Genomic DNA, 21,741 nt, shown 5'->3' on the forward strand with positions numbered 1-21,741 from the left:
TTTTTCATTTAGGAACAAGCTTAGGACGAGAAGTTTATCCTGAGCGGAGTCGAAGGGAGTCCTAGTAGGCCAACAAGATGAATTAAATCCCGATGTCCGTTGATGTCGGGATTTTTTCATTTAGGAACAAGCTTAGGACGAGAAGTTTATCCTGAGCGGAGTCGAAGGGAGTCCTAGTAGGCCAACAAGTTGAATTAAATCCCGATGTCCGTTGATATCGGGATTTTTTCATTTAGGAACAAGCTTAGGGCGAGAAGTTTATCCTGAGCGGCGTCGAAGGGAGTCCTAGTAGGCCAACAAGATGAATTAAATCCTGATGTCCGTTGATGTCGGGATTTTTTCATTTAGGAACAAGCTTAGGACGAGAAGTTTATCCTGAGCGGCGTCGAAGGGAGTCCTAGTAGGCCAACAAGTTGAATTGAATCCCGATGTCTTTCGATATCGGGATTTTTTTTGGATTTTTTTTCGGGAAAAACAACCGTAGTTCCTTTAATAACGTATTTTATGATGTGGTTTGTGGATTTGGGTTCCATTAGCCATGAACCGATCTTTTTTAGGTCGCAGCAGCGTCATAACGGTGTTGTGCTGTGGGGTTGCCAATCAAAGAATATCAATTGATGTAGTGACTTGGTTTCAGTAGCCGCCTTTTAATGTATGGGAATTTGGATATAGGTATGTATATGTTCCAAAGGTTGGGATAAGTATTTGTGCGGTACATTAAAGTAGAAGGTGAATTTATAGTCCGGATCTTGATAGTAAGCTTGTTGTGGATTGTAAAAATGTTGTATATTTGTGCCACTGAAAGGATATTAAAGTATTCATGAGGGGACAATTTGTCCCCTCTTTTGTTACTGAAAATTATGTTGAAGGATAAAGTTAAGGCCCTTTTGAGCGATGCCCTGGCCCAGGACGAATCACTCTTTTTGATAGATTTCACCATGGGTGCGGATAACAGTATTCATGTGGTGTTGGATGGGGACAATGGAGTCAGTGTCCAGGATTGCGTTAAAGTGAGTAGGGCCATTGAGCATAACCTGGATAGGGAAGAGGAAGATTTTTCCTTGACCGTAACCTCTTCGGGAGCGGCTTCCCCAATGGTGGATCCGCGCCAATACAAAAAGAATATTGGCCGTAAAATCAAAGTGCGGACCTTGGAAGAAGAGTATGAAGGTACACTTGCCGAGGCCAATGATGAGGGTATTGAACTCGAATGGAAAGCAAGGGAACCCAAACCCATAGGAAAAGGGAAAACAACGGTTCAGAAAAAAAAGGGGATTTTATTTTCTGAAATCAAAGAAGCAAAAGTTATATTAAAATATTAATTGTAGTTTACTGATGGAAAATATTGCGCTGATTGAATCTTTTTCGGAATTTAAGGATGATAAGTTCATTGACAGGGTTACTCTTATGGCGATCTTGGAGGATGTTTTTAGAAATGCGCTTAAGAAGAAATTCGGTTCTGATGATAATTTTGACATTATCATCAACCCGGATAAAGGGGATTTGGAGATATGGAGAAACCGGGTCGTTGTTGAAGATGGAGAGGTTGAAGAGCCCAATGAGGAGATTTCATTGTCGGAAGCGAGGAAAATCGAACCTGATTTTGAGGTCGGTGAAGATGTTTCCGAGGAAGTGAAATTGATCGATTTGGGAAGAAGGGCGATTTTGGCCTTGCGTCAAAACCTGATATCCAAGATCCATGAACACGACAATACGACCATTTATAAGCAGTTTAAGGATCTTGAAGGTGAAATTTACACGGCCGAGGTACACCATATCAGACATAAGGCGGTTATATTATTGGATGATGAGGGCAATGAGATCATTTTGCCGAAAGATCGTCAGATTCCTTCTGACTTTTTTAGAAAAGGGGATAATGTAAGGGGTATTATCGAAAGTGTTGAGCTTAAGGGAAATAAGCCGACGATCATCATGTCCAGGAGTTCCCCCCGCTTTTTGGAGCAACTTTTCTTTCAGGAAATTCCGGAGGTTTTCGATGGCTTGATTACTATTAAGAAAGCCGTACGTATTCCTGGGGAAAAAGCGAAGGTTGCCGTTGATTCCTACGATGATCGAATAGATCCTGTTGGGGCTTGTGTGGGTATGAAAGGTTCCCGTATCCATGGTATCGTTCGGGAATTGGGCAATGAAAATATTGATGTTATCAACTGGACGAACAATCCACAATTGTTGGTAACTAGGGCTTTGAGCCCTGCTAGGGTTTCTTCGGTGAAACTAAACGACGAGAAAATGACTGCACAGGTTTACTTAAGGCCAGAGGAAGTGTCCAAGGCCATAGGTAGGGGCGGTCATAACATCCGATTGGCCGGGAAGCTAACGGGTTATGAAATAGATGTGTTCCGCGAAGGAGTGGAGGAAGATGTGGAATTGACCGAATTTTCGGATGAAATCGATGCTTGGATCATCGAGGAGTTCAAGAAAATCGGTATGGATACTGCAAGAAGCGTATTGGAGCAAGATGTGGACGATCTAGTAAAAAGAACGGACTTGGAAGAGGAAACGATTTCGGAAGTTGTTCGTATACTTAAAGAAGAATTAGAAGATTAGCTATATATTAGCGGCAGTTTTAGAATAAGGAAGTAATATTTATGGCAGACAATGCAACAATTAGACTTAATAAGGTACTAAGGGAGCTCAATATCTCTTTGGACAGGGCAGTGGATTTCCTAAAGTCACAGGGTCATGAGGTTGAGGCTAGGCCCACTACAAAGATATCCGAGAAGGTACATCAAGTGCTATTGGATGAGTTCCAGACCGATATGAGCAAGAAGGTTGCCTCTAAAGAAGTCGGGGAGGAAAAAAGGAAAGAGAAGGAAGCCATAAGATTACAAGTTGAGCAAGAGCAGGAAGAGCGGCGTTTGGCTCGTGAGAAAAGGGCAGAGGCCTCTGAGCGAATCATTAAGGCCAAAGTCGAGCTTGCCGGACCTAAAACTGTAGGTAAGATAGATTTGGATCCAAAGAAAAAGAGCGGTCCCGAAATCGTGAAAAAAACCGAGGAGGTCAAGAAAGAGGAGCCCTCGGAAATTGTACCTCCAAAAGAAGAGCCTAAAAAAGAAGAGGTCGTAAAGCAAGAACCTCAGGAAGCTCAAGAGGTAGTACAGCCAAAAGAAAAGACCGAAACGGAGTCGGTCAAGGAGGTTGCGCCACAGGCAGTTGATAAGGTTGAAAAACCAAAAACGGTGGCCCCGAAAGAAGAGAAGGCCAAAGAACCCGCCCAAGCTGTAAAAAGTGAAGAGCCCAGGAAGGAAGAAAAGATAAAAACCCAATATCAAAAACTTAGCGGTCCTAAGATAATGGGTGATAAAATCGACCTTAGCCAATTCAATAGGCCAAAGAAGAAAAAAGAAGAGCCCAAGACTTCCGGGGATGCGGACAGGAAGAAAAGAAGGAAAAGGATTGTCAGTAAGCCGGGGAGTGCCCCTGGCCGTAGTTCAGTACCAAGAAGTGGAGGTCCTGGAAACAGAAAAGGGGGTAAACGTTTTGCTACCGTAAACAAGGTGGAGCCATCTGAAGAAGATGTGCAAAAACAAGTACGGGAAACCTTGGAGAAACTCCAAGGGAAATCCAAAAAAGGAAAAGGGGCAAAATACCGTAGGGATAAAAGGGATCAGCACCGTCAACAGACCGAAAAAGATCTTGAACAACAAGAACTGGAAAGCAAAACGCTTAAAGTTACCGAGTTCGTAACGGCAAGTGAAGTGGCGACCATGATGAATGTAGGTACTACGGAAATTATTTCCGCCTGTATGTCTTTGGGTATTATGGTAACGATGAATCAAAGGTTGGATGCGGAAACCTTGTCGATAGTGGCTGATGAATTTGGTTATGAGGTTGAATTCGTAACCGCGGATATCGAGGAAAGTATCGTAGAGGCCGAGGATGCACCCGAGGATTTAAAACCAAGGGCGCCGATAGTGACCGTTATGGGACACGTTGACCATGGTAAGACTTCTTTGTTGGATTATATTCGGGAAGAAAACGTTATTGCAGGTGAGAGTGGGGGCATTACCCAGCATATAGGTGCTTATGGAGTGACGCTTTCTAATGGACAAAAAATCACCTTCTTGGATACTCCGGGTCACGAGGCCTTTACGGCGATGCGTGCGCGTGGTGCTCAAGTGACCGATATTGCCATTATCGTTATTGCTGCCGATGACGACATCATGCCGCAAACCAAGGAGGCCATTAGCCATGCGCAAGCAGCTGGGGTGCCCATAGTATTTGCGATAAATAAAATAGATAGGCCAACGGCCAATCCCGATAAGATCAAGGAGGGTCTTGCCCAAATGAATTTATTGGTAGAGGATTGGGGAGGTAAGATCCAATCCCAGGATATTTCGGCCAAAGCCGGGACAGGGGTAAAAGAGCTCTTGGAAAAAGTACTGCTTGAGGCGGAATTGTTGGAGTTGAAGGCGAATCCGGATAAATTGGCTTCAGGTACTGTTGTAGAGGCCTTTTTGGATAAAGGAAAAGGTTATGTTTCAACAATATTGGTCCAAGCGGGTACCCTGAAAATAGGGGATTATGTGTTGGCAGGTACTTGCAGTGGTAAGATTAAGGCCATGCAGGATGAACGAGGTAAAGATACCCATGAAGTAGGGCCTTCTTCCCCCATTTCAATACTTGGGTTGGATGGCGCCCCACAAGCGGGTGATAAGTTCAATGTGTTGGAAGATGAGCGTGAAGCAAAGCAAATCGCTACCAGAAGGTCCCAATTACAGCGGGAACAATCGGTGCGTACACAACGTCATATTACCTTGGACGAAATCGGTAGGCGTATTGCCCTGGGCGAGTTCAAGGAATTGAATATTATCCTAAAAGGTGATGTGGATGGTTCGGTTGAAGCTTTGACCGATTCCTTCCAGAAATTATCCACTGAGGAAATCCAAGTGAATATCATACATAAAGGTGTTGGTCCTATTACCGAGTCCGACGTACTTCTTGCTTCCGCCTCCGATGCCGTTATTATCGGATTTAACGTGAGGCCTATGGGTAATGCACGGATGGTGGCAGAAAAAGAGGAGATCGATATCCGTATGTATTCGATCATTTATGACGCCATTAATGATCTTAAGGATGCGATGGAAGGTATGCTTTCTCCGGAAATGAAGGAGGAAATTACCGGTACGGCTGAAATTCGCGAGACCTTCAAGATATCGAAGGTCGGTACCATTGCAGGTTGTATGGTGACCAATGGTAAAATATTCCGTAACTCCAATATTCGTCTTATTCGCGATGGGGTCGTAATTTATACGGGAACGTTGGCATCGTTGAAACGATTTAAGGATGATGTTAGGGAAGTGGCCAAAGGTTATGACTGTGGATTACAGGTTAAGAACTACAATGATATCAAAGAATTGGATATCATAGAGGCCTTCCAGGAAGTAGAGGTCAAGAAGAAACTGAAGTCAAAATAAGCAGGTAACAACATATCAAAAAAAAATCGACTTGATCAAGTCGATTTTTTTGGTTTTAATAACATCGCATCCGGATATTTTGCGCGGACCTCGATAAATTTACGTTCTGCCTCCAGCTTTGTTTTAAAACGTCCTACCCGAACCCGATAGGTCGGGGAATCAAAATCTATTTTGGAAAAAAGATCGGGGAAGTCGTTTTCCACATTTTCCTTAAGTTCTTGTGCTTCAGCATAAGATCCAAAACCTATTTGTATCTTGTAATATTCGTGGCTTTCATTGGATAATTTGTAAATATTCAATAATTCCCCTATCCGATGGTCTTGCTCAATTTGTATGTTGCCTTGTTGGGATAACGCAATGGTTGAAGAGAATGCCATCAGCCCTAAAATTATGAATGTCTTCATTATGATATAGTTATTGTGTTTTTTTGATTTTACAAAAGTAAATTTTTAATGATAAAGGTAGGTGCAACCCTCTTATTTAGATTAAATATAAATTAAGATTATCAATACCTTAACATTTTGCAAATAAAGTCTAATCCTTATTTTTGCCTTCATTGCAGGTACGGTTTCTTTGAATGTGTTTTCCTTTATTATAGTAATAACCGTGCCAAAATTTCGATTGAAATATTCTATATATGAAAAAGGTAACATACCGCAATCAAATTTCTAGGGTTTTTGGTTTTAGTCTAGTAGTTTTCCTACTTTTTTCCGGTACTGTTTTTGGGCAGGATGAAGCTGCCGGGGGTGATCCGGTAAAAGGTAAGGCACTCTTTAATCAGAATTGTGCAGCATGTCATGCATTGAACAGAAAAATGACGGGGCCTGCTTTGGCCAATGTTGAATCGCGATTGAGTGAGGATGAAGGCTTGGATCGGGAATGGATCTATGCTTGGGTAAAAAATAGTTCGGGGGTTATAAAATCCGGGGATGCCTATGCCAATAAGGTGTTCGGTGAGTATAACCAGGCGCTGATGACTCCTTTCCCTACATTGTCGAATACCGATATTGATGATATTTTGGCTTATACGGCTGCACCGCCACCGGCACCGGTGGTTGCTGAAACTGCCGTGGCAGAGGAGGTAAGCGGGGCGTCGTCCGGCATATCCAATGAGTTGATTTTAGGGGCGCTTGTGATTATTTTTGGGCTTTTGGTCATGATGTTGGTGTTGGTGCAAAGGACCTTAAAGCGAATTGCCGTTGCCAATGGTTTGGATTTGGAACGGGAAAAGGCGGAAAAAGGCCTGCCTTTATGGAAAGCATTTGCCCAGAATCAGTTCTTGGTTTTGGTTACCGTGGTGTTGCTGTTGCTGTCAGGGGCATATTTTGCTTATGGTTGGTTGATGCAGGTAGGTATAGATCAAGGGTATATGCCTATACAAGAGATTCATTATTCCCATAAGATACATGCGGGTGACAATAAAATAGATTGTAAGTATTGTCATTCATCGGCCCGTACTTCTAAGCATTCGGGAATACCTTCCTTGAATGTGTGTATGAATTGCCACAAATCTATTTACGAATACAAGGGTAATGCCGAAGGGCCTTCCAAAGAGGATTTGGCCAACGGGTATACGAACGAATTCTATACGGGTGAAATCAAGAAATTATACAAGGCTGTTGGTTGGGATGAAGAGAACCAAAGCTATACGGGCGAAAGTAAACCTGTAGAGTGGGTGCGGATTCATAATCTGCCCGACTTGGTTTACTTCAACCATTCACAGCACGTTTCGGTAGCGGGAATTGAGTGCCAGACCTGTCATGGTCCCGTGGAGGAAATGGAGATCATGTACCAATACGCCCCGCTGACCATGGGATGGTGTATCAACTGTCATAGGGAGACCAATGTAAAGGTTGAGGACAATGAATATTATGCGAAAATACATGAAGAGCTTTCCAAGAAATATGGGGTCGAGGAGCTTACTGCTGCCCAAATGGGTGGTTTGGAATGTGGAAAATGTCATTATTAATAAAATAAAGTAGCTAATTACAGATATAGTATGGCATCAAACAAAAAATATTGGAAAAGCGAAGCGGAGTTAAATCCAAACGATTCCATTGTTGAGGCGCTAAGACAAAACGAGTTTGTCGAGGAAATTCCTGTTGATGAATTTTTAGGGGACAAAGAGAATTTGTCTTCGACAAGTACCAATAGAAGGGATTTTTTAAAGTATGTCGGTTTTAGTACCGCTGCGGCATCCTTGGCAGCTTGTGAAGGTCCGGTAAAAAAATCCATTCCGTATGTCGTTCAGCCGGAAAGGATCATACCTGGGGTGGCGAACTATTATGCCACGACCATCGCGAATGGTTTTGACTTTGCAAGTATCTTGGTAAAAACCCGGGAGGGTAGGCCGATCAAAATAGAGAACAATACGGATGCGAAGGTCAATGGGGGTGCAAATGCCCGGGTCCAAGGGTCGGTATTGTCGCTATATGATAGTACACGTCTACAAGGACCGATGAAAGACGGGGAGCCTATAGAATGGGATTCCCTGGATGCCGATGTAAAAGCTAAATTAAATGCCTTAAAGGGTACTGGTAAGCAGATTGCTTTATTGACCCAGACTTATGCGAGTCCGTCAACTTCCAAATTGATAGCTGAATTTTCAGAAATGTACGGAGCCGTGAACCATGTGGTTTATGATGCTATTTCGGAAGATGCTGCCTTGTCGGCCTTCGAAGCCCGATATGGTGAAAGGGCTTTGGCTGATTATGATTTTGGGAAAGCGGATGTCATTGTTTCTTTCGGTGCCGATTTTCTAGGGGATTGGCAAGGAGGCGGATATGGTAGCGGGTATTCCAAAGGGCGCGTACCAAAGGATGGTAAAATGTCCAAGCATGTGCAGTTTGAGGCCAATATGTCTTTGACCGGTGCAAATGCCGATAAACGTGTGCCGTTGACCCCAATGCAACAAAAAGTGGCACTTGCCAAGTTGTACGCCAAATTAAATGGCTCTTCCGTTGGGGGTGAAATCCCAGAATATGCACAACAGGCCATTGATGGTGTTGTGGCGGAGATAGAAAAAAATAAAGGCGCTGCCGTTGTCGTTACCGGGTTGCAGGATGTAAATGCGCAAGCCGTTGTCCTGGCGATCAACGAAAGTTTGGGAAGTAAGGCTTTTGATGCCAAGGCTCCTAAATATGTACGTCAAGGTAGTGTTGAAAGTTTGGATGCCCTTGTGGCCGATATGAAAGCCGGTCGTGTTGGTGCGTTGATCATGGATGGGGTGAACCCGATGTATACCTTGCCTAATGCTGCTGATTTCGCCGAAGGACTTAGTAAAGTGGATCTGTCGGTTACCTTTACTGCCAATTGGAATGAAACTTGTGAAAGCGTGCCTTATGCCGCTGCTGCGAATCATTATTTAGAGTCATGGGGCGATACACAAATTAAAAAAGGCCACTATGGTCTTATACAGCCAACGATAAAAGAACTTTTTGATACCCGACAGTTCCAAAGTGCCTTGTTGGCTTGGATGGATAGTGATAAGGGGTATTACGATTATATAAAGGAAACATGGAATACTGAGGTGTTGAGCGGTGGTGACTGGAACCAGGCCCTGCATGATGGGGTATATGTTCCGGTTGCGGATACGATCGATGATAGTGGGGAGACCGATGTCTCTGTAGTGGATGTTTCATCAGCAGTCAATAGTCTTTCCAAATCCGTTAGTGGCGGAGGTTTGGAACTTACTTTGTATTCCAAGGTAGGTATGGGTGATGGGCAACAGGCCGGAAACCCATGGTTGCAGGAATTTCCCGATCCGATATCCAGGGTGTCCTGGGACAATTATGTAACGGTTTCCAAAGCGGATGCCGCAAACTTGGGATTGATCAATGAGCATGCCGCCAACGGAGGATTGGATGGTAGTTATGCCAAGTTGACCGTGAATGGGGTGACCTTGGATGGTGTTCCTGTTTTGATTCAGCCAGGTCAGGCTCCCGGGTCTATAGGTTTGTCTTTTGGTTATGGCCGTACGGTGGGTATGAAAGAGGAGATGAAAACCGGTGTCAATGCTTATCCCTTATATCAAGGATTCAACAATGTACAGTCAGTGACCCTTGAAAAGTCAGCTGGTATGCATGAGTTCGCATGTATCCAATTGCACAATACCCTTATGGGTAGGGGCGATATAATAAAAGAAACCACTTTGGAGATCTTTAATACAAAAGATCACGCTGAGTGGAATGAAGTTCCGATGGTCTCATTGAACCATCAAGAGGTAGAAGCTACGTCCGTGGATTTATGGGATAGCTTTGATCGTTCAATAGGACACCATTTCAACCTGTCCATCGATCTAAATGCCTGTACGGGTTGTGGGGCTTGTGTAGTGGCTTGTAGTGCAGAGAACAATGTTCCGGTCGTAGGTAAGGAAGAGGTAAGACGTTCCAGGGATATGCATTGGTTGCGTATCGATAGGTATTATTCTTCTGAAGATACTTTCGAGGCCGATAACACCAAAAAGGAAGAATTCGATGGTTTGTCCGGAGAAAAAGGATCTTTGGGCGGCTTTGGGGAATTGGAAGGTCCTGCTGCGAATCCACAAGTGGCTTTTCAGCCTGTAATGTGTCAACATTGCAACCATGCGCCTTGTGAAACCGTTTGTCCGGTTGCTGCGACATCCCATGGACGTCAGGGGCAAAACCAAATGGCATACAACAGATGTGTGGGTACAAGATATTGTGCGAACAACTGTCCGTATAAAGTTCGTAGGTTCAACTGGTTCTTGTACAATAATAATGACGAGTTCGATTTCCATATGAACAATGATTTGGGTAAAATGGTCATCAATCCGGATGTAACTGTCCGTTCAAGAGGGGTTATTGAAAAATGCTCCATGTGTATCCAAAAAACACAAAAGACCATCCTTGATGCCAAAAGGGATGGAAGGGTGATCAAAGACGGTGAGTTCCAGACAGCGTGTTCCATGGCTTGTGATAATGGGGCAATGGTATTCGGTGATGTCAATGATAAGGAGAGTAAGGTCGCTGAGTTGAAACAAAGTGATCGTATGTACCACCTTTTAGAGCATATTGGTACAAAACCAAATGTGTTCTATCACGTTAAAGTGAGAAATAACAACGAAGCGTAAAAATATTATTTAGCAAAGTAACTATAAAAGATTATGGCGTCGCATTACGAAGCACCTATACGAAAACCCTTAGTACTTGGAGACAAAGGCTATCATGATGTAACTGTTGATATAGCCGCTCCTGTAGAGGGAAGGGCCAATAAGCATTGGTGGATAGTATTCTCCATAGCTTTGACAGCATTCCTTTGGGGTATCGGTTGTATTATTTATACTATTTCTACGGGTATCGGAACCTGGGGTTTGAACAAAACCGTAAACTGGGCTTGGGATATTACCAACTTTGTTTGGTGGGTAGGGATAGGTCACGCAGGAACATTGATTTCTGCCGTTCTTTTGCTGTTTAGGCAAAAATGGAGAATGGCGATCAACCGTTCTGCAGAGGCAATGACCATATTTTCAGTGGTTCAGGCAGGTCTGTTTCCCATCATCCATATGGGGCGTCCTTGGTTGGCCTATTGGGTATTGCCCATACCAAACCAATTCGGGTCGCTTTGGGTGAACTTTAACTCCCCATTGCTATGGGATGTATTTGCGATTTCCACCTACTTATCCGTTTCATTGGTGTTCTGGTGGACAGGTCTATTACCCGATTTCGCGATGATACGTGACAGGGCCGTGTTGCCTTTCCAAAAGAAAATATACAGTTTATTGAGTTTCGGTTGGACAGGTCGTGCGAAGGACTGGCAACGTTTTGAGGAGGTTTCCCTGGTTTTGGCCGGTTTGGCGACTCCCTTGGTACTTTCGGTGCATACCATTGTATCTTTTGACTTCGCAACTTCCGTTATTCCGGGATGGCATACCACGATTTTCCCACCATATTTTGTGGCAGGGGCGGTATTCTCCGGATTTGCAATGGTAAATACCTTGTTGATCATCATGAGAAAGGTTTCCGGTTTGGAAGCGTATATCACGGTACAGCATATCGAATTGATGAACATCGTGATCATGATCACGGGTTCGATAGTCGGATGTGCCTATATCACCGAATTATTCATGGCTTGGTATTCCGGAGTGGAATATGAGCAATACGCTTTCTTGAATAGGGCCACAGGGCCTTATGCATGGGCTTATTGGGCCATGATGAGTTGTAATGTTTTCTCACCACAGTTCATGTGGTTCAAGAAGTTGCGTACAAGCATCATGTTCTCCTTCTTTATTTCGATTATCGTGAATATCGGAATGTGGTTCGAAAGGTTCGTGATTATCGTTACTTCCTTACATAGGGATTACTTGCCGTCTTCATGGAGTATGTTCTCACCTACTTTTATCGATATAGGTACGTTCATAGGTACGATAGGTTTCTTCTTTGTACTTTTCCTTTTGTATTCAAGGACCTTCCCGGTGATTGCCCAAGCAGAGGTGAAAACCATTTTGAAATCCTCAGGGGAGAAATATAAGAAGTTAAGGGAAGCAGGTAAGCCTTTGTATCAAATCAGTGCCGATACCGTTATCCGGAAAGAAGTCGTGGAAGAAGAAGCAGAAGAGGCTCCAAAGGATACAGAAAAAGATGTATCAAGTCTTTTGGACTCCCTTGGTACCTTCGATGCGACAAAGGAAAAAGCGGATGACCTTAAAAAGGTGAAAGGTATTGGCCCCCAAATGGAAAAGACCTTGAATCAAATAGGGATATTTACTTTTGCCCAGGTCAGTCGAATGACCGAGAAGGAATATGATTTATTGGATTCCATTACTGGTTCGTTTCCCGGTAGGGCACAACGTGATGATTGGGCAGGTCAAGCAAAAAAATTAAATAACAAGTAAGAAGATATGGCATCTAAAGTTATACATGCATACTACAATGATGACGACGTGCTGATGCACGCGGTCAAAAAGGTCAAGGGCGCCAAGCATCATATAGAGGAAGTGTACTGTCCTTTTCCGGTTCATGGGTTGGATAAGGCCATGGGTCTGGCACCGACCAGAATAGCCATTACTTCGTTTTTATACGGTTGTGTCGGTCTTTCCGTAGCGATACTCATGATGAATTTCATCATGATCGAGGATTGGCCACAGGACATAGGTGGTAAGCCCAGTTTCAGTTATTTGGAGAACATGCCGGCCTTTGTTCCTATCATGTTCGAATTGACGGTGTTTTTTGCCGCGCATTTAATGGTGATTACGTTTTACCTTAGAAGTAGATTGTGGCCTTTTAAAAAAGCGGAGAATCCCGATGTAAGAACGACCGATGACCATTTTGTGATGGAATTGGCCATTCATGACAACGAAAATGAATTAAAGAACTTATTGATGGATACCGGTGCGGTGGAAATCAATGTTTCAGAAAAGTAGTCCTAAGATGATGAACGATTTTATTAAAGTAGGAATAGCATTTGTAACGGTACTGTTGTTGGCCTCATGTGCCGACCAGAATAGACCTAATTATCAGTACATGCCTAACATGTATGAACCTGTTGGCTATGAGACCTATCAAGGGTTCAATGAGGAGGATGTAACAAGGATTGCTTTGTTCAAAGGGGTGTCTGAAGCCATGTTGCCACCAGACAATACGATTCCCAGAGGGTGGATGCCCTATGATTTCGAGAATACCATGGAGGGAAAAGAACTTTCAAGGTCGAATACAAGTCCGTTGGACTCCTTGAATAGCGAGGCCAACTTGGCCAAGGGAAAGGAACTTTTTGATATCTATTGTGCTATTTGCCACGGAACGAAAGGGGATGGTCAAGGTACGTTGGTAAAAAGGGAAAAGATATTGGGTGTGCCGAATTATGCCGATGCAGCCCGCGACATTACGGTCGGTAGTACGTATCATGTTATTTATTATGGTTTAAACTCCATGGGGTCTTATGCTGTACAATTGAACCATGAAGAACGTTGGCAAGTTGCCGAATACGTAATGAAATTGAAACAAGATTTATAAAATAATACATAGATTAAGATATGTACACGTTTTCAAGCAGACTAAAAATGGCTTCTTTCATAATGATGATTGTGGGCTTATTGGGTATCGGAATAGGATTTATGTCAGCCCCAAGCACGGTTGAGGAAGCTAAGGCCATTGTGGCCAGTCATGGTGATGCACATGCCGAAGAGGCATCGCATGAAATGGTAAGTGGGGAAGGGGAACATCATGCCGAGGGCCACGATGCCGCACACGATGAACATGTATTGCATCAATTGCAAAACAAGCCATGGTCAGCTTTGTATGTTGCTGCATTCTTCTTTTTCATGATTGCATTGGGGGTTTTGGCTTTTTATGCCATACAACGGGCTTCGCAGTCAGGTTGGTCGCCTTTGTTATTCAGGGTAATGGAGGGTATTACATCGTATTTGGTGCCTGGAGGTATAGTGGTCTTCGTTATCTTGGTATTATCGGTAATGCATATGAATCATCTGTTTGTTTGGATGGATGCCGATGTGGTCGCCCATGACCACCTCTTACAAGGTAAAGCAGGGTATTTGAACCCAACGTTTTTCCTGGTACGTGCCGCTGTGTTCTTGGGAGGTTGGATTTTGTATCGGGAATATTCAAGAAAGTTGTCTTTAAAGCAAGATGAATCGGATGATGACACCAACTTTAAATTGAACTTTAGGATTTCTGCTGCCTTTTTGGTGTTCTATTTGATATCCGAATCCATGATGTCCTGGGATTGGATCATGAGTGTCGATCCACATTGGTTCAGTACCCTTTTCGGTTGGTATGTTTTTGCAAGTATGTTCGTTTCGGGCATCACGGTGATAGCCATGGTTACGATTTATCTGAAATCCAAGGATTATTTGCCAGAGGTTAACAATAGCCATATTCACGATTTGGCGAAATTCATGTTCGGGATCAGTATCTTTTGGACCTACCTTTGGTTTTCACAGTTTATGCTTATCTGGTACTCCAATATACCTGAAGAGGTTACCTATTATGTGACCCGAATCCAGGATTATAAGCTTCCATTCTTTGGAATGGTCGTGATGAACTTTGTACTGCCTTTATTGTTGTTGATGAACAGTGATTTTAAAAGGGTCAATTGGTTCGTCATCCTTACGGGTATTCTTATTTTAGCAGGTCATTATATGGATATTTACAACATGATCATGCCGTCTACCGTAGGCGATCAATGGTCTATCGGTATTCCTGAAATCGGATCGGTGTTGTTCTTTGCCGGATTATTTATTTTCTGGGTGTTCACGGCATTGACCAAAGCGCCTCTTCAACCCAAGCGCAATCCGTTTATTGAAGAGAGTAGACATTTTCATTATTAATTTTAAAAGTTTGGATCCCGTACTTCCCAGTAAACACTGGGTGGTGTGGGATCAATGTTTTAACCCATTATTGGTGGGGTTTGTTTCCGCGATAGTGGGTTTCAGTTTTTTTTATTAAGTTTAGCGAAATTTTAAATAATACAATGACTACATTTTTGATTTTAGCCGTTTTGGTTTTAGTGGCAATTGCAATATGGCAAATGACCAAAATTTTCGAATTGTCACAAATTAAAGCTGTAAACTCCCAAATTGCGAACGATGCCGATAATAAATACAATGGGTATTTGTTGTTCGTGTTTCTGATATTCATTTATGGGATAACCATTTTCAGTTTTGCAAAGTATGGCAAGATGTTGTTACCCGTAGCAGCCTCTGAGCATGGGGGGGAATACGACCAATTGATGGTGGTGTCCTTTGCGATCATATTCTTTGTGCAGACGATAACCCAGGCCTTGCTGCATTATTTTGGATATAAATATAGAGGTGAGGAAGGGAAGAAAGCCCTTTTCTATGCGGATAATGATAAACTGGAGTTTATATGGACCATTATTCCGGTCATTGTTTTGGCAGGTTTGATTCTATGGGGTCTTTATACTTGGACCAATATCATGGATATCAACGATGAGGATGATCCCATTGTTGTCGAATTGTATGCGCAACAGTTCAACTGGACGGCCAGATATGCAGGTGCGGATAATGTGTTGGGAGATGCCAATGTTAGGATGATTGATATTGATAAGGCCAATATCCTGGGGGTTGATGAATCGGACAATTATGCGAATGACGACATTATCGTTAAAGAGTTGCACCTACCCGTTGGTAGAAAGGTGAACTTTAAAATGCGTTCCCAAGATGTATTGCATTCCGCTTATATGCCTCATTTTAGGGCTCAAATGAACTGTGTTCCCGGTATGATCACACAATTTTCATTTACGCCTACCATTACCACTGCGGATATGAGGAATAAACCTGAAATTATTGAAAAGGTCAAAAGAACCAATGCCATACGTGCCGAAAAGGCGGCAGCTGGAGTCGAGAATTCCGATCCCTGGGAATTCGATTATATTTTGCTTTGCAATAAGATATGCGGTAAATCCCACTATAACATGCAAATGAAGATTATTGTGGAAGAGGAGGAAGATTACAATAAATGGCTTGCTGAACAGCAAACCTTTGCACAATCAATGGCATCAGTTCAATAGAGTTAATAAAAATTTTAAAAAAAAGAAATATTTATGTCGGCCACGGTACAAGCACATATTGAAGACCACGCAGATGATCACGGGCATCAGCACAAGCAGACTTTTGTGACCAAATACATTTTTAGCCAAGACCATAAGATGATCGCAAAACAGTACCTGATAACAGGGGTATTGTTTATGGGCTTTATAGGTATTGCAATGTCTCTATTGTTTAGGATGCAACTGGCCTGGCCAGGGGAATCTTTTTCGGTTTTCGAAGCCTTATTGGGCAAATGGGCCCCAGGTGGGGTCATGGATGCCGATATCTATTTGGCCTTGGTGACCATACATGGTACCATTATGGTATTTTTCGTACTTACGGCCGGATTGAGCGGTACGTTTAGTAACCTGCTTATTCCGTTACAGATCGGGGCACGGGATATGGCCTCTGGTTTCTTGAATATGGTTTCTTATTGGTTGTTCTTTATATCCTGTGTAGTCATGCTCTCTTCATTGTTCATTGAGGCTGGGCCTGCGGCTGCAGGGTGGACGATTTACCCTCCATTGAGTGCCCTTCCGATGGCACAGCCGGGATCTGGCTTGGGGATGACCCTTTGGTTGGTGGCCATGGCCATATTCATCGCTTCGTCCCTATTGGGTTCACTGAATTATATTGTAACGGTCATCAACCTGAGAACAAAGGGGATGTCTATGACTAGATTGCCTTTGACGATTTGGGCGTTCTTTGTTACGGCCATCATCGGGGTGGTGTCATTTCCCGTACTATTGTCGGCGGCACTATTATTGATCATGGATAGAAGCTTTGGTACCTCTTTCTTCCTTTCCGATATATTTATCCAAGGAGAGGTGTTGCATTATCAAGGGGGATCACCCGTATTGTATGAGCATCTTTTTTGGTTCTTGGGTCACCCGGAAGTATATATCGTATTGTTGCCCGCTTTGGGGATTACTTCAGAGGTCATGTCAACCAATGCCCGTAAACCCATATTCGGTTATAGGGCAATGATCGCCTCTATCATAGCGATCGCCTTTTTATCGACCATTGTTTGGGGTCACCATATGTTCATATCAGGTATGAACCCGTTTTTGGGGTCTGTGTTTACCTTTACGACATTGTTGATTGCCATTCCATCAGCGGTTAAAGCTTTTAATTATATAACAACCTTATGGAAGGGGAACTTACAATTGAATCCGGCCATGTTGTTCTCCATTGGTCTGGTATCCACTTTTATTACGGGCGGACTTACCGGTATAATACTTGGGGACAGTACGTTGGATATCAATGTACATGACACCTATTTTGTCGTTGCCCACTTTCATTTGGTAATGGGTATTTCTGCACTTTACGGGGTGTTCGCCGGGGTCTACCATTGGTTCCCAAAGATGTTCGAGGGTAAGATGATGAACAAGAACCTGGGTTATGTACACTTTTGGATCACTGCCATTTGTGCTTATGGGGTTTTCTTCCCCATGCACTTTGTGGGTATGGCCGGGGTACCTAGAAGATATTATGAAAATACGGCATTCCCGATGTTCGATGAATTGACCGATGTCCAGGTTTTGATGACGGTCTTTGCATTGGTAGCCGGACTTGCCCAATTGGTTTTCTTAGGAAATTTCATCTATAGTATGTTCTATGGAAAGATAGGACCTAAAAATCCATGGAAATCGAATACGTTGGAGTGGACCACCCCACAAGAGCATATCCACGGCAACTGGCCTGGAGCCATACCCCAAGTACACCGCTGGGCTTACGATTACAGTAAGACCGGTGAAAATGGTGAATATGTTATTCCCGGACAGGATTTCATTCCACAGGATGTCCCTTTACAGGAGCATGAAGAAGAGGAAAATCATTAAGTATAAAACTTATATGTACAAAAAATGCCCGACTCCATGAGTCGGGCATTTTTTTTGATATACCCATTAAAGGGCTATTTGTCTTTTTTGTGATATATTTAATAGAACGAAAAGGACCATGACAGTATAGTCCTTGATAAAACACATACCATTGAAAATGAAGAAAATAATAACCCTTGTCGTGTTAATGGTTTGCTTTCAAACCTTCGCGCAAAGAAAACCTAAGATAAAAGGCAGTAAGAATGTCATTGAGGTGCGTGAGGAGCTCCCTTTCTTCAATGCCATTGAATTGATCGATGATTTGGAGATAGTGCTTCAGAAAGGCTCAAATGGATCCTATACCATCAATGCGGATGACAATTTGATAGATGTACTTAAATTTAAGGTAACGGATAGTGTTCTGGTAATCAGTTCATTCTACAAGATCACTTCCAAAAAGAAATTGGACATCTTGGTGAATTATACCGAATTGGAAGCCATTGCCATGAAAGATGGCCAGGTAAATATGAAAGATGTAATTTCTTCCGATCGGTTTTCGGTAGACCTTGATGGTCCTTCACGTTTGGAATTGAATGCCACTGCCCCTGTAATCGATGTACATATGAAGGGGATGAGTTCGGGGGATTTCAATCTGGCGAGCGATTCGTTGCATATTTCCTTAAAGAATCGGGTAGATGCCAGGGTCTATGCGGTAGGGTGGTCCAATACCCTCCAAATGTCTGAAAATGCAAGTGCCCGTGTAGAAGGTAGCTCAGACCATCTGAAGGTGGTGCTCAAGGGAAATGCGAACTTAAAAGCCGAAAGTATGGAGGCGATTGCCGTAACGGCTGATTTGGAGGGCTCCCCGAACACCAAATTAAGGGCTCTTGAGGAATTTAGACTGTCCTCACGAGGGTCTTCGAAAGTACAACTCTACGGCAATCCTAAAATAACCATAGATGCTTTTATGGACACTTCCCAATTGCATAAGGAAAATTAAAAGGGCGACACCTATCCGCATGAGACGCCCCTTTTAAAAAAAGAAAATCCCCATTGCCAAGGCAATGGGGATTTTAGTGTAAAAGGGTATTGGTTAGGGTTATAGTGCAACTCCGGCTTTTGGGCCTGCAGCTATAATCTCCGGATTTGTATTCGCTTCGAATTGCTTGAAGTTCTCATTGAAAAGGTTGATCAATTTCAATTTGGTGGCTTCATACTTTTCTTTGTCTTCCCAAGTATTTCTTGGAATCAATACCTCAGAGGGTACACCTGGACAACTAGTAGGGATCTGGAATCCAAAGGCTTCATCCGTCACGAATTCGACATTATCAAAATCGTGGTGGTGTATGGCATCTACCATGGCTCTGGTATATTTCAATTTCATTCTGGATCCACTACCGGTCCAACCTGTATTGATCAACCAAGCTGTTGCTTTGTGTGTTTTGATCTTTTCTGCCAATAATTCCGCATATTTGTTAGGGTGCCACATCATAAAGGCAGCTCCGAAACATGCACTGAAGTTTGGAGTAGGTTCGGTAATACCCATCTCAGTACCTGCCATCTTAGCGGTATAACCTGAGATAAAGTGGTAACTGGCTTGCTCAGGGGTAAGTTTACTTACCGGAGGCAATACACCAAAAGCGTCACAAGTAAGGAAGATGACATTTTCAGGGTGTCCGGCAACACAAGGGATCTGTACATTTTCAATGTAATTGATAGGATATGAGGCCCTGGTGTTTTCAGTGATGGAAGTGTCTGTGTAATCAACCGTTCTGGTTTCTTTGTCATAAACCACATTTTCCAAGACCGTACCAAATTTAATGGCATTGTAAATGTCCGGTTCTTTTTCGGCGGATAAATCGATTGCTTTGGCATAACATCCACCTTCAATGTTGAAGGTACCTTGGTCAGTCCAGCAATGTTCGTCATCTCCGATCAATCTACGTTTTGGATCTGCACTTAAGGTGGTCTTACCTGTACCTGAAAGACCGAATAGGATGGTTACATCGTCTTTTTCGCCAACGTTGGCAGAGCAGTGCATGGGTAATACATCCTGTAAAGGCATTAAGTAATTCATTACAGAGAAAATACCTTTCTTCATTTCACCTGCATACTCAGTACCCAAAATAACGATCTCTTTACGTTCCAAATTCAAATCAACACTTGTCTTGGAAGTCATTTCGGAAGTGTAGCGGTTCGCTGGGAACTGTCCCGCGTTGAAAATAACGTAATCGGGCTCTCCGAAATTGGCCAATTCTTCTTCTGTGGGCATGATCAACATGTTCTGCATGAACAATGCGTGGTAAGCCCTTGTACAAACGATTCGGGTTTTGATTCTATAGTTAGGGTCCCATCCGGCAAATGCGTCGACAACGTAAAGGTGTTCACGGGTATTCAAGTAATCGAGGGCCCTTTCGTGGTTGACCATGAAAGTGTGCTCATCCAATCCCATATTGATATCACCCCAATCAATGTTCTTTTCAGAATCGGGATGACGCACTATTCTTTTGTCTTTGGGACTACGTCCTGTTTTTTCTCCTGAATAGGTCATTAATGCCCCTACGTCGGAAATAGCAGTTCCTTTTTCTAAACGAAGGCCAAGTTCATATAAAACAGGAACGCTGCTGTTCCTATAGATTTTCTCGGTATCAATACCGTACTTTTTTAGATCAAATGTTTTCGACATTGTTTTCTGCTTTTAAATGGTTGTTAACTTATTTATGTTTTGATAAATCCTTTAATTAATTACCTACAAAGTTTGATATTTATCATCGGTTAAAAGATGACAATTGTCATGATTCCTACAAGTTAATCAACTATTACGATATAGTTGGTTAACTTAATGTCAAATTTAACATTTGATTTTCATTATCTTTGTTTCTATATGAATGAGTATTTGGATCCAACAACAGGCAACTTTTCCCCTGAAGAAATTGATATAGATAGAGCGCTGCGACCGGTTACTTTTGATGACTTTACGGGCCAAGAACAAGTGCTCGAAAATCTAAAGGTTTTTGTGGAGGCTGCCAACCAAAGGGAGGAGGCACTCGACCATACGTTGTTTCACGGTCCCCCTGGTCTGGGTAAGACGACATTGGCACATATATTGGCCAATGAATTGGGGGTTGGTATCAAGATCACTTCAGGGCCGGTTCTTGATAAACCCGGTGACTTGGCGGGCCTTTTGACCAACCTTTCGGAAAGGGATGTGCTGTTTATCGATGAGATCCATAGGCTTAGTCCCATCGTGGAAGAATACTTGTATTCCGCCATGGAGGATTATAAGATCGATATCATGATCGAGACCGGGCCCAATGCCCGTTCGGTACAGATCAATTTAAATCCGTTTACCCTTATCGGTGCGACGACCCGTTCGGGCCTTTTAACGGCTCCCATGAGGGCGCGTTTCGGTATTCAAAGTAGATTGCAATATTATTCCACCGAATTGTTGTCAACGATTGTTGAGCGTAGCGCCGAGATTTTGAAAGTGCCCATTTCACAGGAGGCGGCAATCGAAATAGCCGGGCGAAGTAGGGGAACACCGAGGATTTGTAATGCGTTGTTACGAAGGGTTCGTGATTTTGCGCAGATAAAAGGAAATGGCCGCATAGATATCGAAATATCACGATACGGCTTAAAAGCCCTGAATGTGGATGCCCATGGACTGGATGAAATGGACAATAAGATCTTGACGACCATAATCGATAAGTTCAAGGGAGGCCCTGTAGGGATTACCACTTTGGCCACTGCGGTATCTGAAAGTGCCGAGACCATCGAGGAGGTCTATGAGCCTTTTTTGATCCAGCAAGGGTTTATCATGCGTACGCCCAGGGGGCGGGAAGTAACGGAACTTGCCTACAAGCATTTGGGGAGGATCAAGGGAGGAACACAGCCAGGGCTGTTTTAATTTAATGCCGGGCAAGGTCTAGGTCCAATGCCAGGTAGCTATTATCCAAAT

General features: G+C 43.2%; 15 protein-coding genes. 13 read left to right on the forward strand and 2 right to left on the reverse strand.

What is annotated here, in order from left to right:
- Positions 1-860: 860 nt before the first annotated feature.
- The 3 genes from rimP to infB are packed head-to-tail and all read left to right on the forward strand — an operon-like array spanning position 861 to position 5,438.
- A complete protein-coding gene (gene rimP, locus PHU20_RS06115; protein WP_274824477.1) occupies positions 861-1,322 on the forward strand; it encodes a ribosome assembly cofactor RimP in 462 nt (153 codons plus the stop codon).
- Between the two features lie 13 nt (positions 1,323-1,335).
- Entirely contained in the window at positions 1,336-2,568 is a 1,233-nt protein-coding gene (gene nusA, locus PHU20_RS06120; protein ID WP_274824478.1) for a transcription termination factor NusA, read from the forward strand.
- A gap of 41 nt (positions 2,569-2,609) precedes the next feature.
- Complete coding sequence (gene infB, locus PHU20_RS06125; protein ID WP_274824479.1) at positions 2,610-5,438, forward strand: translation initiation factor IF-2; 2,829 nt, start codon at positions 2,610-2,612, stop codon at positions 5,436-5,438.
- 35 nt (positions 5,439-5,473) lie between these two features.
- Here the strand turns inward: infB and PHU20_RS06130 are convergent, their stop codons facing one another.
- On the reverse strand, positions 5,474-5,842 hold the full coding sequence (locus PHU20_RS06130) for an SPOR domain-containing protein (protein ID WP_274824480.1): 369 nt from the start codon (positions 5,840-5,842) through the stop codon (positions 5,474-5,476).
- Between the two features lie 233 nt (positions 5,843-6,075).
- Between PHU20_RS06130 and PHU20_RS06135 the strand changes: the two genes are divergently transcribed.
- The 9 genes from PHU20_RS06135 (at position 6,076) to PHU20_RS06175 (ending at position 18,783) form a co-directional block, all read left to right on the forward strand.
- Entirely contained in the window at positions 6,076-7,407 is a 1,332-nt protein-coding gene (locus tag PHU20_RS06135) for a cytochrome c3 family protein (protein ID WP_274824481.1), read from the forward strand.
- A 30-nt stretch (positions 7,408-7,437) separates the two neighbouring features.
- Positions 7,438-10,530, forward strand: a complete 3,093-nt coding sequence (locus PHU20_RS06140) for a TAT-variant-translocated molybdopterin oxidoreductase (protein WP_274824482.1) — start codon at positions 7,438-7,440, stop codon at positions 10,528-10,530.
- 33 nt (positions 10,531-10,563) lie between these two features.
- Positions 10,564-12,291: an NrfD/PsrC family molybdoenzyme membrane anchor subunit gene (gene nrfD, locus PHU20_RS06145; RefSeq protein ID WP_274824483.1), complete on the forward strand. Its 1,728-nt coding sequence runs from the start codon at positions 10,564-10,566 to the stop codon at positions 12,289-12,291.
- Between the two features lie 6 nt (positions 12,292-12,297).
- Complete coding sequence (locus tag PHU20_RS06150; RefSeq protein ID WP_274824484.1) at positions 12,298-12,819, forward strand: DUF3341 domain-containing protein; 522 nt, start codon at positions 12,298-12,300, stop codon at positions 12,817-12,819.
- Between the two features lie 10 nt (positions 12,820-12,829).
- The gene (locus PHU20_RS06155) at positions 12,830-13,408 is read left to right on the forward strand and encodes a c-type cytochrome (protein ID WP_274825167.1); all 579 of its coding nucleotides are present in this window, start codon (positions 12,830-12,832) and stop codon (positions 13,406-13,408) included.
- A 20-nt stretch (positions 13,409-13,428) separates the two neighbouring features.
- A complete protein-coding gene (locus PHU20_RS06160; RefSeq protein ID WP_274824485.1) occupies positions 13,429-14,742 on the forward strand; it encodes a quinol:cytochrome C oxidoreductase in 1,314 nt (437 codons plus the stop codon).
- A gap of 143 nt (positions 14,743-14,885) precedes the next feature.
- Positions 14,886-15,944, forward strand: coding sequence for a cytochrome c oxidase subunit II (locus PHU20_RS06165; RefSeq protein WP_274824486.1), 1,059 nt, complete (start codon positions 14,886-14,888; stop codon positions 15,942-15,944).
- 33 nt (positions 15,945-15,977) lie between these two features.
- The gene (locus tag PHU20_RS06170; protein WP_274824487.1) at positions 15,978-17,804 is read left to right on the forward strand and encodes a cytochrome c oxidase subunit I; all 1,827 of its coding nucleotides are present in this window, start codon (positions 15,978-15,980) and stop codon (positions 17,802-17,804) included.
- Between the two features lie 157 nt (positions 17,805-17,961).
- Complete coding sequence (locus tag PHU20_RS06175) at positions 17,962-18,783, forward strand: GIN domain-containing protein (RefSeq protein ID WP_274824488.1); 822 nt, start codon at positions 17,962-17,964, stop codon at positions 18,781-18,783.
- Positions 18,784-18,882: 99 nt separating this feature from the next.
- Here the strand turns inward: PHU20_RS06175 and pckA are convergent, their stop codons facing one another.
- Positions 18,883-20,469 (reverse strand): phosphoenolpyruvate carboxykinase (ATP), encoded by a 1,587-nt coding sequence (gene pckA / locus PHU20_RS06180; RefSeq protein WP_274824489.1) that lies wholly within the window; start codon positions 20,467-20,469, stop codon positions 18,883-18,885.
- Between the two features lie 198 nt (positions 20,470-20,667).
- Here pckA and ruvB point away from each other — a divergent pair, with 198 nt between their 5' ends.
- Entirely contained in the window at positions 20,668-21,690 is a 1,023-nt protein-coding gene (ruvB, locus tag PHU20_RS06185) for a Holliday junction branch migration DNA helicase RuvB (RefSeq protein ID WP_274824490.1), read from the forward strand.
- Positions 21,691-21,741: the final 51 nt, after the last annotated feature.

Origin of the sequence: Maribacter polysaccharolyticus (assembly GCF_028882255.1) — a bacterium.
Taxonomy (GTDB): Bacteria; Bacteroidota; Bacteroidia; order Flavobacteriales; family Flavobacteriaceae; genus Maribacter_A; species Maribacter_A polysaccharolyticus.